The 16,571-nt window shown below is 59.5% G+C and carries 12 protein-coding genes and 1 tRNA gene; 7 read left to right on the forward strand and 6 right to left on the reverse strand.

Going from position 1 to position 16,571, the window contains the following annotated elements:
- The first annotated feature begins 116 nt into the window (after positions 1-116).
- The 3 genes from LG31_RS0116570 (at position 117) to LG31_RS0116580 (ending at position 4,112) form a co-directional block, all read left to right on the forward strand.
- Positions 117-193, forward strand: a tRNA-Asp gene (locus LG31_RS0116570).
- A 308-nt stretch (positions 194-501) separates the two neighbouring features.
- Complete coding sequence (tmaR, locus tag LG31_RS0116575) at positions 502-819, forward strand: PTS system regulator TmaR (protein ID WP_033115541.1); 318 nt, start codon at positions 502-504, stop codon at positions 817-819.
- A 209-nt stretch (positions 820-1,028) separates the two neighbouring features.
- The gene (locus tag LG31_RS0116580) at positions 1,029-4,112 is read left to right on the forward strand and encodes a transglycosylase domain-containing protein (protein WP_033115542.1); all 3,084 of its coding nucleotides are present in this window, start codon (positions 1,029-1,031) and stop codon (positions 4,110-4,112) included.
- Positions 4,113-4,195: 83 nt separating this feature from the next.
- On the opposite strand, the gene yidA is transcribed toward LG31_RS0116580, so the two are convergent.
- The 4 genes from yidA to LG31_RS0116600 form a co-directional block, all read right to left on the reverse strand.
- A complete protein-coding gene (gene yidA / locus LG31_RS0116585; protein WP_033115543.1) occupies positions 4,196-5,005 on the reverse strand; it encodes a sugar-phosphatase in 810 nt (269 codons plus the stop codon).
- Positions 5,006-5,119: 114 nt separating this feature from the next.
- Entirely contained in the window at positions 5,120-6,787 is a 1,668-nt protein-coding gene (locus LG31_RS0116590) for a FapA family protein (RefSeq protein WP_033115544.1), read from the reverse strand.
- A gap of 257 nt (positions 6,788-7,044) precedes the next feature.
- Entirely contained in the window at positions 7,045-8,208 is a 1,164-nt protein-coding gene (locus LG31_RS0116595) for a CinA family nicotinamide mononucleotide deamidase-related protein (protein WP_033115545.1), read from the reverse strand.
- Between the two features lie 54 nt (positions 8,209-8,262).
- Positions 8,263-9,507, reverse strand: coding sequence for an HD-GYP domain-containing protein (locus LG31_RS0116600; RefSeq protein WP_033115546.1), 1,245 nt, complete (start codon positions 9,505-9,507; stop codon positions 8,263-8,265).
- A 144-nt stretch (positions 9,508-9,651) separates the two neighbouring features.
- Here LG31_RS0116600 and metA point away from each other — a divergent pair, with 144 nt between their 5' ends.
- On the forward strand, positions 9,652-10,599 hold the full coding sequence (gene metA, locus LG31_RS0116605; protein ID WP_033115547.1) for a homoserine O-acetyltransferase MetA: 948 nt from the start codon (positions 9,652-9,654) through the stop codon (positions 10,597-10,599).
- Between the two features lies 1 nt (position 10,600).
- Here the strand turns inward: metA and LG31_RS0116610 are convergent, their stop codons facing one another.
- A complete protein-coding gene (locus LG31_RS0116610) occupies positions 10,601-11,119 on the reverse strand; it encodes a phosphatase domain-containing putative toxin (protein WP_033115548.1) in 519 nt (172 codons plus the stop codon).
- A gap of 143 nt (positions 11,120-11,262) precedes the next feature.
- Between LG31_RS0116610 and LG31_RS0116615 the strand changes: the two genes are divergently transcribed.
- Entirely contained in the window at positions 11,263-11,733 is a 471-nt protein-coding gene (locus LG31_RS0116615; RefSeq protein WP_033115549.1) for an Lrp/AsnC family transcriptional regulator, read from the forward strand.
- A gap of 39 nt (positions 11,734-11,772) precedes the next feature.
- Here LG31_RS0116615 and LG31_RS0116620 read toward each other — a convergent pair whose 3' ends face one another.
- Entirely contained in the window at positions 11,773-13,767 is a 1,995-nt protein-coding gene (locus LG31_RS0116620; protein ID WP_050513480.1) for an LTA synthase family protein, read from the reverse strand.
- Positions 13,768-14,026: 259 nt separating this feature from the next.
- Here LG31_RS0116620 and LG31_RS0116625 point away from each other — a divergent pair, with 259 nt between their 5' ends.
- Both LG31_RS0116625 and LG31_RS0116630 read left to right on the forward strand, forming a co-directional pair.
- Positions 14,027-14,284 (forward strand): DUF2442 domain-containing protein, encoded by a 258-nt coding sequence (locus LG31_RS0116625; protein WP_033115550.1) that lies wholly within the window; start codon positions 14,027-14,029, stop codon positions 14,282-14,284.
- 245 nt (positions 14,285-14,529) lie between these two features.
- Positions 14,530-16,497 carry a TonB-dependent copper receptor gene (locus LG31_RS0116630; protein ID WP_033115551.1) on the forward strand — a complete coding sequence of 656 codons (1,968 nt, stop codon included), beginning with the start codon at positions 14,530-14,532 and terminating at the stop codon, positions 16,495-16,497.
- Positions 16,498-16,571: the final 74 nt, after the last annotated feature.

Genomic DNA, 16,571 nt, shown 5'->3' on the forward strand with positions numbered 1-16,571 from the left:
GTAGGACACTGCCAGGCACACAATTAAACAGCGATGTGAAGAATCACATCACTGGCTGCGAGGATGACACCTCAAAAGAAGCAGCAGACAATTTAGCAAAATGCTAACCAGACAGCGGAGCGGTAGTTCAGTCGGTTAGAATACCGGCCTGTCACGCCGGGGGTCGCGGGTTCGAGTCCCGTCCGCTCCGCCACTAATTTGAAGGCCTTCCTGAATGGGAAGGCCTTTTTGCTATGGGAAATTTTCACGTTGGCCACAGCGTTGCATGTCTGAATCGATAGAAAAGCCCGGTTACATAACCGGGCTTTGTCGTCTGTAAATTCAACCTGCTTGTTTCTTTTTACTGGTCTGCTTTTGGCTTGCGGTGCGCGATTAGGGTTGTATCTCGCTTATAACTCGGTAGAGTAAGGGCATCTTGAGTTTGCCTGTCCCGCGCCGAGTTTGCCGGGTTTCAGGTGTAACTTGGCCAGTTTTTATCAACCTTAAGCTAGTGGTATCGATATGGAACAAGTAAACAAGTCCACCTTCAGCGATGTACTGGAATATGTGCGTATGTCCCGTCGCCAGAACAAACTCAAGCGTGAAATTGCGGATAACGAGAAGAAGATCCGTGACAACCAGAAGCGTGTACTGCTGCTCGATAACTTGAGTGACTATATCAAGCCGGGTATGAGCATTGATGAAGTGCAGGCCATCATCGCCAACATGCGTACTGACTATGAGGAGCGCGTGGATGACCACATCATCAAGAATGCTGAGCTCTCCAAAGAGCGTAAAGAGCTGAGCACCAAGCTGAAGAGCATGAGTTCCCACAAGTAATGCTTCGCTTACCTTGTTAAACAACACCGGCCATTGGCCGGTGTTTTGTTATCAGCTCTGATCTCTGACACTCCTGCAACAATCGGCTCCCCTTTTTAGAGTTGCCCTGTTACCATCAATGCAAAGCGGTCAATAGTTTCAAGCCATTGACTTGAAACGACTAAGCTTGATTGAAACACAATAAATTGCGCAACCATGGTGGGGCTTTTATGGGCGCATCAGAACAGACGGATTTGACACAAGTGGCATCTCAAGATTCATCTGTCCAGAGCACGGACGGGAACCCCAAGCGCAAGCGTCGTTCCTGGTGGCGCTGGCTGTTTTGTTTCCTCTTCCTCGCGTGTCTTGGGGCTGTGATCGCTCTGGTTGGCTACGAGATGAAAACCTCGAAGCTGCAATCTCAGGAGATCTCGCGCTATGCCGCCAAGCTCACCTATCAGGTTGAGCCCGGTCAGAGCAAGCAGATCGCTTTCCCTGAAGATGGCCCGTTCGACAAGCGACTTGGCTACGTACAACTGCCAATGATGCAGGAGCGGCTACTGCAGCGAGGCTATCAGGTCAGCAAGCAAGTGCATTTCTCCGATGCGCTCTACGACTACGCCAAGCGCGGCTTCTTTGTCCCCTATACCGAGAAGGTTCAGGCCGGGCTGTCGCTCTATGATTGTCGCGCCGAGCCTTTCTACCAGTTCCGGTATCCGACCCATCACTATCCGGATTTTGCCTCGATCCCGCCGCTCATCATCCAGTCGCTGCTCTTTATCGAGAACCGCGACCTGCTGAGCAATGAGGAGCCGTTGGCCAACCCGGCTGTGGATTGGCCCCGTTTTGCCAAAGCGGCAGTTTCTCAGGTAGGCAAAGCGCTGGATATGCAGGATCAATCTGCTGGCGGCAGTACCCTAGCAACTCAGGTGGAGAAGTATCGTCACTCACCTGACGGTTTGACCATGTCCCCCACCGAGAAGATCCGCCAGATGGCATCTGCCAGCGTGCGAGCTTATCGTCTTGGGCCAGAAACACTGGAGGCGCGCAAACTGGTAGCATGGGCTTATCTCAACTCGGTGCCCCTTTCTGCAGCTCCCGGCTACGGCGAGGTGCATGGGTTGGGTGATGGCCTCTGGGTCTGGTTTGGTGCCAATGTCGAGGATGTGAACCGTCTGCTGGATCCGGCTCGCAACCAGAATGCCTCGCTGGCAGAGCAGGGGCTTGCGTTGCGTCAGGTGGTGTCTCTGATGATCGCCCACCGTCGTCCCTCCTACTATCTGGCTCAGGGACGGAGCTCACTGGCGACGCTGACCGACAGCTATCTGCGCCTGTTTGTGCAGGAGGGGATGATTACGCCTCCGCTGATGGAAGCTGCCCTCAAGGCCAAGGTGACTTTCCGTGACTTTTTGCAATCTCCGGCGGTGACCAAGGTCAATAACAGCAAGGGGTTGCAGGTGGCGCGTACCCGTCTTAGCCGACAGCTCGGGGTGCAACTTTACGATCTCGACCGGATGGATCTGACCGCAGAGACCAGCCTCAATATGCCGTTGCAGAACGAGATTTCTCACTATCTGCAGCAGCTCGCCGACCCCACTTTTGCGGCACAGGTTGGTCTGTTTGGTGAGCGCCTGCTTTCGCCAGAGAAGACCGGTGATGTGCGCTATAGCTTCACCCTGTTCGAGAAGTCGCCGGAAGGGTTCAAGGTACGGGTTCAGACCGACAACACCGATCAGCCGTTCGACATCAACGAAGGTTCCAAGCTGGAGCTGGGCTCCACTGCCAAGCTGCGGGTACTGACCACGTATCTGGAGATAGTCGCCGAGCTGCATGACAACTATGCCGACATGCCGGCTGCGAGTCTGCGCAAACTGGCTGATGCGTCTCAGGATAACCTCAGCCGTTGGGCCATCTCCTATCTGATGACGGCGAAGGACAAGAGCCTGCCCCTGATGCTGGAAGCCGCGCTGGATCGCCAATACTCAGCGAGCCCCAGCGAAGGTTTCTTTACCGGTGGTGGCATGCACACCTTCAACAACTTCCGCAAAGAGGATAACGGTCGCATCCCGGCTATCCGCGATGCGCTGCGCGAGTCCATCAACCTGCCGTTTGTCCGCCTGCTGCGCGACATCGTGCGTTACAGCCTCTACAAGGAGGGGAACCGTGCTCAACTGCTCAAGGATGACAAGGATCCCCGCCGTCAGGAGTATCTGGCGAAATTTGCCGACAAGGAGGGTCAGACCTATCTGCTGCGCTTCTGGCGCAAGTATCACGGCAAGAGCGCCGATGATCAGCTCGATACCTTCCTGGATGGGTTGAAGCCAAGTGCTGTGCGTCTGGCGGCGGTTCACCGCTATCTGATGCCGGATGCCGACCTGGCGACCTTCTCCGCCTTCATTGCCAAGCGACTTCCAAATGAGAAGCTGAGTGCAAAACGGGTCGAGCAGCTCTATGTCAGTTACGGCCCCGGCAAGTATTCACTGCCTGATCAGGGCTACATCGCGCGGGTGCACCCGCTGGAGCTGTGGCTGCTCTCCTACCTTAGGGAGTTTGACAAGGCGACCTTTGCCGATGCGGTTGCGGCAAGCCGTGACGAGCGCCAGGAGGTTTACAGCTGGCTGTTCAAGACCCGTCACCGCAGTGCCCGTGACAGCCGTATCCGCACCATGCTGGAGGTTGAGGCCTTCCTCGATATCCATCAACGCTGGGCGCGGCTGGGCTATCCGTTCGACCATCTGGTGCCGTCGCTGGCGACCGCGTTGGGCAGCTCAGGCGATCGTCCGGCAGCCTTGGCCGAGTTGATGGGGATTATCCAGAATGGCGGTATCCGGGTACCGACGCTGCGCATCGAACATCTCTCGTTTGCCAGAGGAACCCCTTTCGAGACCGAGTTCGATCCGACTCATACCGAAGGAACGCGCGTCTTGCCGGCCGAGGTGGCGACAGCGCTGCGCAATGCACTCTCCAAGGTTGTCGAAGGGGGGACGGCGAAGCGGATTGCCGGCGCCTTTACCATGCCAGATGGCACCCTGCTGGCAATGGGCGGCAAGACGGGGACCGGTGACAACCGGATCGAGACGGTCGGGCGTTATGGCAATGTGACCAGCTCACAGGCTCGCAACCGTACCGCGACTTTCGTCTTCTATCTGGGGGATGATCACTTCGGCACGCTGACGGCTTATGTGCCGGGCAGTCAATCGGACAAGTTCCGGTTCACTTCCGCGTTGCCGGTGCAGGTGCTCAAGGGAATGGCGCCGCTGCTGATCCCCTATCTGCAACCGGGTTCCCATACCCAGTGTCTGGCCACTCAGTGAGTGGCTGACAGAGATAAAAACGGGGAGGCTGTGAAGCCTCCCCGTTTTATTTTCTTATTGAATACAGCGTTCTCGCTGACTCGTCAGGCGTTCAGGATGAACTGTTCAATCACCTGAGCCACGCCATCTTCATCGTTGCAAGCCGTCGTATGCTGGGCCAGCGCCTTGATCTCATCGGTGGCGTTACCCATGGCGACACCCAGTCCTGCGTATTCGATCATATGGTGGTCATTGCCAGCATCCCCGACGCAGATCACCTGCTCGGCGGTCAGACCAAGGTGATCGGCCAGTGCGGCAACCCCTGTCCCCTTGTTGCTCTGCTTGTTCATGAATTCGAGGAAGAAGGGAGCGCTCTGCACCACTGTGTAGCGCTCATAGAGCTCTGCGGGCAGGCGCTCTATGGCGCGGGCGAGCTGGGGGGGCTCGTCGATCATCATCACCTTCATGATCTGCTCGTCGGCCGGCAGGGTAGCAAAATCGATCAGATTAATCGGCATGCCGATCAGACGGGATTCATGCTCGGTGTAACGGCTGACGCGCGGGCTGATAAGCCCCTTGGTGACGGAGAAGCCGTGGACGTTCACCTCCAGCTCGTCGGCCAGTTTGGCGACGGCGCTGGCATCGCTGCCGGTCAGCAGCTGGCTGCGGATGATGCGCTGATCGGCAACCTGCTGTACCAAGGCGCCGTTGTAGCAGATGACATAGTCATGCTCCCCGGTGAGGCCGAGTTCGACCAGATAACGACTCATCCCCTCCAGCGGCCGGCCAGAGGCCAGTACCACGGTGACACCTTTGGCACGAGCAGCCGTGATGGCGGCGTGGGTGCGGGGAGTAATCTGGCCTTGCGGGTTGAGCAGGGTGCCATCCATATCCAATGCGATCAGCTTGTACATCATTCACTACCTGAGTCTGGGCGGCCCGCCCAATGGGGCCTGGGAAGTGGCGAGTGTAGCGAAAATCGGCGGCCGGATCACGGTTGCTACTGATATGAATAGGGTCAGCTTGACCTATTTATGCGCCTCATAGGGGATCATCTGAAGTTGATCTTCCCGGATGCAGAAATGGATGGGGCCGTGTTCGATATCGACCCGGTTGTGGTGATGGGCCATCTCTACCTCGACACCGGGGAAGAGATGCTGGGTGGCGATGATGTCCATCTCTGCCATCAGCTTTTGCAGCTCTTCGTGGTTGGCGGCCAGCTGCTCTTCCAGCTGGCGGAGCTCCTGCTGATGGCGCTCGCGGATTGGTTTGAGTTTGCGCAGGGTATCGGGATTGCGTTTTTCAGTGGGGAGTTGCACCAGCCGCATTACCAGCTCCTTGATCTTGTCGAGCTGCTCCTGACAGAGCTGTTGCTGCTGCTTGAGCTGATGCTCCTGCTCCTTGTGGGTAAAGTAGCCGCCGAGGATCTGCAGCTTGGTATGGTTGCCGGCCGATGCACCGAGCACAGGAGAGATGATGAGCCGGTTGGCTATGGCGAGCCCTCCCAGGAGGTTCCCTTTGCGCATCCCGCCGTCACCTACCTTGATGTCCTGACCGCTGCGGCTGTAGCAGTGGCTGAGCTGGGTCTGGATCTGGATATCGCCGCCGGCCTCCAGCTGGGCATACTGAGCATAGCTGGCGTGGATCTCCCCCTGCGCGTTGAGTTGGCAGAGGTACTCGCCCTGTTCATTGCGCCGACCAATGATGCCATGACGCACCGTGATAGTTCCCCCCGCTTCAATCCAGCCCCCTTCGATAAAGCCACCGATGACGATGTCACCGCTGACCGAGATCTTCATACCCGGATTGACATCATCATTGACGATGAGTCCTCCCTCAAAGGTGATGTGACCGTGGCGGGCATCCACCCGCTTCACGCTCAGCACCTCATCCACCTTCATTCCCGCCTTCTCCTGACAGGGGAGACCTGCGCGGCTCGCAATCAGCAGGTCCGGGTCATCGGGCGAGAAGAAGGTGCCCTCTCCGGCGCTCATCGGGCTGTCTTTGCCATGCTTGGCGGGAAGCTCCTGACCGGTCACGGTGAAGCCGGGGACGCCCTGAGTTGCCGGGTGACGGCGCATCAGCTGGGCACCTGCCTTGACGGTGACGATGGAGCCGAGATCCCTCAGGTCGACCCGGCCATGATCCAGCGCCTGAGGTTTGAGAATACGTTCGGCTGGAGTCTCTACCAGCCGCTCGTAGCGGGTATCCTGACCGTTGACGGCGGCCTGGCCGCGGGCGATGACCAGTTTCAGCATGCTGCCGGGGGCCGCTTCTTTGGCGGAGAGGATGGCGGTAGCAAGCAGAGCCTCGCTGACCCCCTGCTTCACCTCGCTGATGGAGATCGCCTCTTGCAGCTGTTCGAGGGTCAGATACTTGCCACCCCAGTCAGCGGTGATTTGGGCGCTGGCACTCATCCGGTCTTTCTCGACCAGAATAAGCACCTTGGCATCGTGCCGCTTGGCGATGGGGATGGGAGTCGTTGGAACAGAGGTGGCAGGGTTGCCTTGCAGCATGTTGAGCAGGGCTACCGACTGCTTGATCCCTTCCGTCAGAGGTTGATAGCGGCGGCAGTTGGAGGCGAGCAGCAAGGTCTGCACATCCTGTTCGGTGACAGGTTTGGTGAGACCCGGCGCGATGCGCAGGCAGACCTGATCCATGTCACTTGATAGCAGCAGCCACTCTTTGCTTAACACCGGCTCTCCTTGCTGGGTGGGAGAGGGAAGTGCCCCTCTACTGTCATTAAATCTCTCAATGATGGATAAAGCGAATCACTGAGCCGAAGAGTGTGCAGTATTTGGATATTTCTGCTGGAAGGTCAATGGATTGAGTGCAAATGGGTGACGGGATCGTAAGAAATGACAGTGCTGATTGGAGATGACCCGGCCCGAGGCCGGATCATGGAAACGAGCCTGTGCGGTGCAGAAGATTCAGGATTTGTTTGCAGCGTAGGTCAGTCGCCGAGCTGGGCCATTCTGGTCAGGGTGAGGTAATCGGCCAGTACCGGCAATCCCTGCAGATGGCGGCGCAGCATGTCGAGGGCGGCAAAGGCGAGGATCTTGCGGCGGCTCTCGGGATCCGGGTGGTTGACCTTGAGGGTCTGACCAAACGGTTGCCCATCGGCGCAGAGCAGCAGCGGCACGCCGTCCGGCCCTGCCCGGCCTATGGTCAGACTCACTCCATGGAGAGTGCCCGATAGCTGGGCAAGCTCGCAGCTCAAGGTGCTGCTAAAGCTGGCCTCCAGCGCGGCGTATTCATGACACATGGCAAGCAAGGCCCCCCGGCTCTCACATTCATACAGAGTGAGTGCTTTCTCTCCCAGCAGAGCGAGGATCTGCTGCGCCGGCTCGATATCCCCTCTGCCGACCAGCCAAGGCTCGATGGTGGCGAGCAGTCGCGCTTCGGCTGCATCCATGTCTGCCGTGCTGGCGCCGTGGCCGATCAGTTTCAGCTCGATGAGTGGCATCGATGAGCGGTAGCCTAGCTCGATCCCGGTGGGCCAAGGGGCCGAATCCAGCATATCGCTGAGGGCTGACTCGGAGACGCCGAAAGTGTAGAAACGGCGCAGCTCGGTGTCGGTCCGGGCGCCAGCCAGCACCTTGAGGCGCGGCAAGATCTGTTCGCGCACCATCTGTTTGAATTCGAAGGGGACGCCCGGGGTGAAGAAGAGCTGGCTTAGACCCTGATGGCCAGTGTGCGTCACCACAAAGCCGCAGGCAGTACCGACCGGGTTGTCGAGGATTTCGCAATCCTGTGGCAGCCAGGCCTGTTTGGCATTGCTGGTTGGCATGGGGCGGCCCCGGCTGGCGTAGCGTGCTTCGATGGTGGCGAGCCAGTCCGGAAACAGGGTGAGTGGTTGGCCGAAAGCCTCGGCCGCAGCCTGTGCGGTGAGATCGTCGGCAGTGGGGCCGAGTCCGCCACACACCAGCACCACCTCGGCGCGGCTGGCGCTCTCCTGAAGCACGCTTTTCAGGTCGGCGAGGTTGTCCCCCACCGTCAGGCGGCGGCGCACCTGCCAGCCCTGTTCCAGCAGCAGGGCGCTGAGCCAGGCGGCATTGGTATCCACCACCAGTCCCGTCACTATCTCGTCTCCGGTGCTGATGATCTCGATACGCATGGCGGGCTCCTTGTGCTGAAACGGGGAAAAGAGATGGCTACTGGCCTGCGGGGATCAGGGCTTGTTGTGCTCGAAGTAGTAACTGATCCGGGTGCGCGGATTGAGGTACTCAAACACCGCTGGCGGCAACCGCTTGGGATGGATCACCTTGGCGATGGAGAGCTCGGCCTGCTGCAGGTCGATGATGGCCGCCTCCTGACGCGGGATACGCGGATCGTACACCAGCACCGAGGGGTAGAGCAGACGGGAGGCGTTGACCGACATCACCAGCCCGACCTGACCGTTGGAGAGCTGCACCACGCTGCCGGGCGGGTAGATCCCCATCAGCCGGATCAGCATGCTGAGGTACTCCGGATTGAACTGGGCCTTGCGCTGCTTGTAGAGACCGCTCAGGGCCGAGTAGGGCACCTTGGCCTGCATGTGGCAGAGGTTATCGTATTCGTTGATGAGGGAGACCATCTGGGTGAGCGGATCGAGCTGCCCCTTCTTGAGCCCCTCCGGGCCGCTGCCATCCAGATATTCGTGGTGGTGCAGCACTATGCCCTTGGCCTCGGCCGGAAAATCCTTGGCCAGATTGAGCAGATCCAGCCCGTAGCGCGGGTGCTGGGCCATCAGGTTTTGCTCAGGCTTGGTCAGCGGCTCGGTCTTGCGCAGGATCTGGCTCGGGATCTTCAATTTACCGATGTCGTGGAACAGGGCCCCCATGCCGACCTGGCGGATCTCGTCGGCCGTCATGCAGCACTCCTTGGCCAGCAGCATGCTGAGTACGCTCACATTGAGGGAGTGGAAGTAGAGGTTGTTGCCATCCTCGCCGTCAGAGACCAGATGGAGCACCATCTCGTCTACCGAGAGCAGCTGCTCGGTCATGGCGTTGACCAGCTCCTGCGCCTCGCCGATGGCGTTGAGGGGGCGTGACTGGATCTTGCTCATCACGCTGCGCACCTGCGCCAGCGATTGCTGGAACTGCTTTTCGCACTGCTGCAGATTGCGGCGATAGAGCTGCAACTGCTCGATGCGGCGATCCTTCTCTTGCTGCATCTGGGCCTGACGCTGGGCTGCGTCGGCGTTTTCCGATGGCTGGGTGGCGGCATGTGCCTGGTCGAGCGGCTTGGGCGGTACATCGCTCTTGTCGGGAATGATGGTCACCAGTTTCAGGCCCAAGCGACGGATCAGTTCGATCTCTTCTTCATTCTTGATTTTGAAGCTGGAAAACAGGAACGGGTGTTCGCGCCACCCCAGTGGCAGGGATACATAGTTGCCGACTTGCAGTCGATCTACGGAAATCTTGATACCGGTCATTATCTTGGATGCAGGGGAGATACTGAGCCGTATGCTAGTCAAAGGCGAGGGTGAATACAAAAGGTATCTGATGACAGGGTGAGCGCTTTATTATAGGCTTCTGGATGTCCAGACATATTTACCGATGCAGTACAGGGAGTAAGCATGCCGATCAAGATCCCGGACCAGTTACCCGCCGCCGAAGTGCTGGGGCAGGAGAACATCTTCGTGATGACGGAATCACGGGCCGTCACCCAGAACATCCGCCCGCTGCGGGTGTTGATCCTCAATTTGATGCCCAAGAAGATTGAGACCGAGATCCAGCTGATGCGGATGCTCTCCAACTCGCCGCTGCAGGTGGATGTGGATCTGCTGCGCATCGACGATCGGGAGTCGAAGAACACGCCGCAGGCGCATCTGGAGAACTTCTATCACGACTTCGAGCAGGTGCGTGGCAACAACTATGACGGCATGATCATCACCGGGGCGCCGCTCGGGCTGGTGGAGTTCGAGGAGGTGGTTTACTGGCCGCGCATCGTCGAGATCATCGAGTGGTCCCATCAGCATGTGACCTCCACCCTGTTCCTCTGCTGGGCAGTGCAGGCGGCGCTTAAAGCCCTGTATGGCATGGAGAAGCAGACCCGGGGCGAGAAGCTCTCCGGTGTCTATCATCACCACCGCCTTGACGAACACGAGCCGCTGCTGCGCGGCTTTGATGATGAGTTTGTAGCGCCTCACTCCCGCTATGCTGCGTTCGACTGCGACCTGATCCGCGCTCACACCGATCTGCAGATTTTCGCTGAATCAGCAGAGGCGGGAGTCTATCTGGCGGCCACCAAGGATTGTCGTCAGGTCTTCGTGACCGGCCATCCCGAGTACGATGCGTTGACCCTCGACGGTGAATATCGCCGGGATCTGGCTGCGGGGCTCGACCCCATCATCCCGGTCAACTACTACCCGAACAACGACCCGAGCCAGACCCCGCGCGCCAGCTGGCGCAGCCACGGCCATCTGCTGTTCTCCAACTGGCTCAACTACTACGTCTATCAGCTCACCAGCTACAGGGTGGAGGATATCGGCAAGGTCTTTACCTACGACCAGAGCGGCAAGTAGTTCAGGCGTTGCTCTCAAGCCGTTCGGCCTGCTGTTGCAGCCAGTGGCGGTGGGTATCCAGAGTGAATGCCTTGGGCCTGTGGGCCTTGACGGTGGCCATTGCCTCGTCGAGGGGCTGGCCAAGGGAGATCAGCAGAAGGGCGGCCAGCAGTCCGGTGCGACCGCTTCCCCCCTTGCAGTGGATGACCAGATGCTTGCCATCGCGCAGCAGCTCGATCAGCCGGGGCAGAAGTTGCTGCCAGCTCTGCTCGAAACGGGAGTCGGGGGCCTGATCATCTTCGATGGGAAGGTGGAACCAGCGCATTCCCTCTTGTTCTACCTGCACGCCAAGGTGGGCGAGGTCGAAGCGAGCCAGTTCGGTGTCAGTCATCAGGGTGATGACTGCGTGGGCACCGGCCAGTCGCAGCTGGTCGAGGGCGAGAGTCAGCGGCACCTGCTGGGTGCCCGGACAGGGGGTCAGCAGCAGCTGACCATCGACGCGGGGAAGCTCCAGGCTCCAGAAGGGATGAAACGGGTGCATGGCGGATCCTCGTGTGGTGGCCGGTTTACCGAGCCCGGCGAATGGCGCCAAGCATAGGCAGGGCGGGGGGGATGTCAATGGCCGTTGTGTTTGGCCCGGTTTACGGGCAGAGTCTAAAAAATTGAGCGGTTAGAGGAGTGAAGATGAGAAATCTGGATCAACTGGATTTGGATATCCTGGCCCATCTGTTTCGGGATGCAGGCATGACCAACAAGGATCTGGCCGCGCTGGTGGGGGTTGCTCCCTCCACCTGTCTGGAACGGGTACGCAAGCTGCAACAGGACGGGGTGCTCAAAGGGGCGCACTGCGAGGTCGATTATCAGGCCCTCGGTGGTCACATTCAGGCCATGGTCTCCCTGCAACTGGCCCGCCATAGCCGCCAGATCATCGACGATTTTCGCGATGCCATTCTGGTGTTGCCCGAGGTGATCAGCCTGTTCCACATGGGGGGCAAGGATGATTTCCTGGTGCACCTCTGCGTGGCCGATACCGAGCACCTGCGCAACTTCGTTTTCGATCACTTCACCTCCCGCGAAGAGGTGGTGCACCTCGAGACCTCGCTGGTGTTCGAGCACAGGTTCAGCCGCTCGCTGCCCTGTTTCCCCCAGCCATAACGCCAGTGTGAAAAAAACCGCCTTTCGGCGGTTTTTTTTCTATCTGGTTTCGCTGGTTGATGGCGCCTGCTCGGCAGCGGCTGTTCGCTCATCTTTAGCCGTCCGGTAGAGTCCCTTCTGATAAGCCAGGCTGCCCCAGAGCGCCAGCCCCAGCGTTGCCTCTTTCATGGCGGCTGGTTGTGCCACCGGCGTCAGCGTTTCGGTGGCGTCGTCATAACGATACCCTTCCGCCGGACGTTCCGGTTGCAGGATCACCACATCCTGGCCGCGCATCAGGGCAAAGTTCTTGTCGTACTGCATGATGGCGCGCCCCGGCCAGTCGGCGGGCATGCGGGTGAGATCCTTGCCAAGCATCGGATAGTCGGCACTGATCCCCATCAGGGAGAGCAGGGTCGGTGCCATGTCGATCTGGCTGACGATGCGCGGATCCTTTCTCGGCGCTATGCCGTCGCCCACGATAACCCCCGGAATATGGAAGCGGGGAATGGGCACCAGACTGGCGCCACCGACCCTGCTGTCGTGATCGGCGATGACAAGGAACAGGGTGTCCTTCCAGTATTCGGACTGTTTCGCCTTCTTGAAGAACTCGCCAATGGAGTAATCCGCATACTTGGCCGCGTTGTTGCGAGTCTGCTTGGGCTGCTCATAGAGGGCGATGCGATTGTCGGGAAATTCGAACGGGTCGTGGTTGCTGGAGCTGAACACCAGGCTGAAGAAAGGCTTGCCCTGTTTGTGCAGCTCTCTGAAGGTTTCGTCAGCCTTGCTCATCAGATCTTCGTCGGAGGCGCCCCATGATCCCTTGAAGACCGGGTTGGTGAAATCCTTCTGCTCGACGATGGTGGTGAAGCCGTTGCCAAGGAAGAAGCTGCGCATGTTGTCGAAGTGGCTCTCGCCGCCGTAGATAAAGCTGGTGTCGTAGCCCCTTTGTTTGAGTAGATCGGCGATGGTGAAGAAGTTGGTCTGGCTCTTGCCTAGTTTGACCACGGCCTGCGCCGGGGTCGGCGTGAAGCCGGTCAGCACTGCCTCGATGCCGCGCACCGAGCGGGTGCCGGTGGCGTAGAGCTGCTCGAAGGCCCAACCCTCTTTCGACAAGGCATCGATGTTGGGGGTGAGCGGCAGGCCACCGAGGGAGCCAACGAACTGGGCGCCGAGGCTCTCCTGCAGCAGGATCACCAGATTCTTCGGTTTGCCGCTGTAGCTGGCTTCGTTGAAGGTCTGGCTCGGCAAGGTGTCGGAGCTGAACTCATGGGCGGCCCGGCCGCTCTCCTGACGCACAAGCTCGATGATCTGCTTGTCTGCCATCTCGCCGTAAAACTGGCCGGCATCCTCCTCGGCGCCCATCTGTTTGATGGCAAAGAAGAGGGAGTAGGCGGAGTTGACTGTGAGCGAGTTGACCAGCGGATCCTCGGCAAAGGCGACCATGGCCGGGTTCAGGGCGCGGTGGCCCAGGCTGGAGCGGGCACCGAGAAAACCTATGGCCAGAATGAGCAGGGCGAAGGCGGGCCGCCAGTACCAGCGCGGGAAGCTGAGATCGCGCAGCAGACGGCCACTCAGCCACCAGCCCCCGGTCAGCACGGCGCCACTGAAGACCACCGCCAGCAGCAGCTCGGCTTTGCGGCCCGCCCACAGCATGGAGAGCACCTCCTTCGGATAGATGAGGTACTCCACATAGAGGCGATTGGGACGCACGCCATATTCGGTGACAAACGAGGGGGTGGAGATCTCGAGGAAAAGCATCAGCCAGAGCCCGACGGTCAGCCAGACGCGCATCAGCTGCATCCAGCCCCGACCGATGGTGTGAGGCCCGGCCAGCAGCAGGGTAAACATGGCCGGGACACCCCAGAGCCAGCAGAGAGTGGCAAAATCGACCCGGATCCCTTGCAGCAGCATCTCCTGCCAGCCGGCGACGGCATCGACCCGCTCCAGTTGCCAGAGACCCAGCGCAATACGGCTGAGAGTCAGAGAGCCAAGGGCAAGCGCACAGAAGACGGCAAAAGGCCAGAACGGGCCTAGCCGCTGTTTCAGAGTTGTCATGGTTGTTCCTGATTGAGCCTGTAAGCATCTGTCCACAGATGCTTTTTTTGTTTTGTTGGGAGATATGACAAGGAGATGGGGAGAAGGTTGCGAGCCGCTCGCTGTAAAAGAGATAAATTGCGTGCTGCTTATGCAAAAGTGTGACATCAGACCGCCATTGCACACAGCATAACCTGCTGCCGGAAGTGTGAGCAGGCACGCGAATAGCGCCATGACGGCTATTTATAATTGCCGCGAATTATCTGGATGGAGCCGAAGGATGCCGGTCTTTATCGATGTCGACTATTTGCAGGGATGGCGCCTGTTTCTGGTGTTGTCGGATGGCACAACTGGCGTGCTGGATCTGACCCCGTGGCGAGGTCAGCCGCTGTTTGCTGCGCTGGAGACGGAACGTCATTGCGCCCGGGTCTTCATCAACCGCCACCACCAGCTGGAGTGGCCGGTCGGCTGCACGCTATCCGCCCATGAGGTTTATCACCTCATCATGCCGATGGACGAGCGGGAAGCCTTCCGCTAATCCCTGCTTTTTGTGAGCCAACGCCAGATTCCTGTTACTGGAATGTTTGGGCGTTTGCCTTCCTGAATCAAATTGGGTAAAAACAGCGCAACATTTTGCCAACCTGGCTTTGTTTCGTCTGATCAAGGCTTGCCGCACTCATGCAGCAGGCCTTTTTTGCGACCAGAGTCCAAACCTTTCTCTTGCTGAAAGGTTTGGCTGGCAAGATGAAAAAAACATAACAAACAAATACATAAGGAAAATGTATGGCTTGTCATATGCGCACACCCCTTGCCCTGCTGGTGGGAGGGTTGGCCTGTCACGGCGCCGCCGGGCAGGAGCAGATTCAGCAACCGGAAACCATGGTGGTCGTGGCGAGTCGCCCCGCCAGCACCCTGGAGGTCACCCTCGATCCCAAGAAACCCGGCTCTCCCATGCCGGCGGCCGATGGTGCCGGTTATCTCAAAAACGTCACCGGCATGAGCATGGTGCGCAAGGGGGGGCTGGGTGGCGATCCCGTGCTGCGGGGGATGGGGATGTCCCGCCTCAACGTGCAGATGGATGGCGGCATGTTGGCTGGTGGCTGTGGCGGCCGCATGGACCCGCCCACCGCCTATGTGTTCCCCCAATCCTTTGACAGGATCCGCGTGCTCAAGGGGCCGCAATCCCTCGAGCAGGGGGCCACCCTGGCGGGAACTGTGCTGTTTGAGCGGGACAAACCCGAGTTTATGGCGCCGGGCTTCAAGAGCGACGCCTCGGCCCTCTTTGGCAGCTTCGGCCGCGATGACCAGATGGTCGACATGACGGCAGGCTCGACCGATGGTTATCTGCGCGGTCAGTTCACCCACTCCGACAGCGACGATTACCGCGATGGCCATGGCAACAAGGTACGCTCTTTCTATCGCCGCGAGAACGGCACCGCCCAGTTGGGCTGGACGCCAGGGGAGCACACCTGGCTGGAACTCACCGCCGAGCGCAGCAATGCCCGCGCCGCCTATGCGGACCGCACCATGGATGGCCCCATGTTTGATCGCGAATCCTTCGGGCTGAAGCTCAAGCAGGAGGAGATCACCACTCACTGGCAGCGCAGCGAGCTGACCCTGTGGGACAACTACATCGACCACATCATGGACAACTTCAGTCTGCGGCCAAGCAGCGGCATGAAGATGCTCTCCAACCCGGATCGCCGCAACACCGGTGGGCGCTGGGCCAACGACATCGCTCTGCCAGCCGACTGGTTGCTGACAGCCGGGCTCGACAGCAACCGGGATCAGCACCGCAGCCGGAGTGGCGTCGACTATGCCACCAAGGATCGCCAGCGCACCCTGCGTTTCGAGCAGCAGGGCGGCTTTGCCGAGCTGGGGCGCCAGCAGGGGGCCCACAGCTACAAGGGGGGTTATCGTCAGGATCGGGTCGAGACCACCCGTTATGGTGCGGGTGATCAGACCCTCTACAGCGAGACCGAGCACCTCGACAGCGGTTTTGGTCGCTACGAGTATCAGTGGTCGCCCCGCTGGTCCAGCTATCTGGCGTGGGGACAGGCAGAGCGGGCGCCGGACTACTGGGAGCGCAACAAGGACAGCACCCCGTTCACCCTCAACCCGGAGCGCAGCCGCCAGTGGGATGCGGGTCTGGCTTTGCGCAGCCGCGAGCTGGATCTGACCCTCTCCCTCTTTAGCGCCAACATCAAGGATTACCTGCTCTACAACAGCAAGTCGAACCAGGTGCGCAACATCGATGCCCAGACCCGGGGCGGCGAGCTGGAGGGGCGCTGGCAGTTTGCCGAGCAGTGGCGTCTCGATGGTGGTCTGGCGGTGGTCTACGGCGAAAACCAGAGCGACAACAAACCGCTGGCCCAGATGCCGCCCCTCGATGGCAAGCTGGCGCTGGGCTGGCAGCCGGACGAAGCGCTGAGTTTCACCCTGCTGGGGCGCGCCGTGGCGGCGCAGGATCGGGTGGATGTGGGCTCCGGCACGGTCGCCGGTCAGGATCAGGGCGAGACCCCGGGCTTCTTCACCATGAACCTGAGCGGCGCCTGGCAGTTTGCCAAGGGGTGGCAGCTCTCGGCCGGGGTAGACAACCTGTTCGACACCTTCTACTACGAGCACCTCTCCAAGTCGGTACACAGCAGTCAGGCCGGGTTGGGCTATGAGCAGAGCGGCCGCATTCCCGAGCCGGGTCGTGCCTACTGGATCTCGGTCAACTACCGTTTTGCCTCCGACGGCGTGCTCTGAGCAAGACGAGCGGGTAACGTTTTCAGTCACAGACCCCTCTGCGAGCGCTCGCTATCATGGCGAAAAGCAGGTGC

The sequence above is a fragment of the Aeromonas lacus genome (assembly GCF_000764665.1).
In the GTDB taxonomy this organism is placed as follows: domain Bacteria; phylum Pseudomonadota; class Gammaproteobacteria; order Enterobacterales; family Aeromonadaceae; genus Aeromonas; species Aeromonas lacus.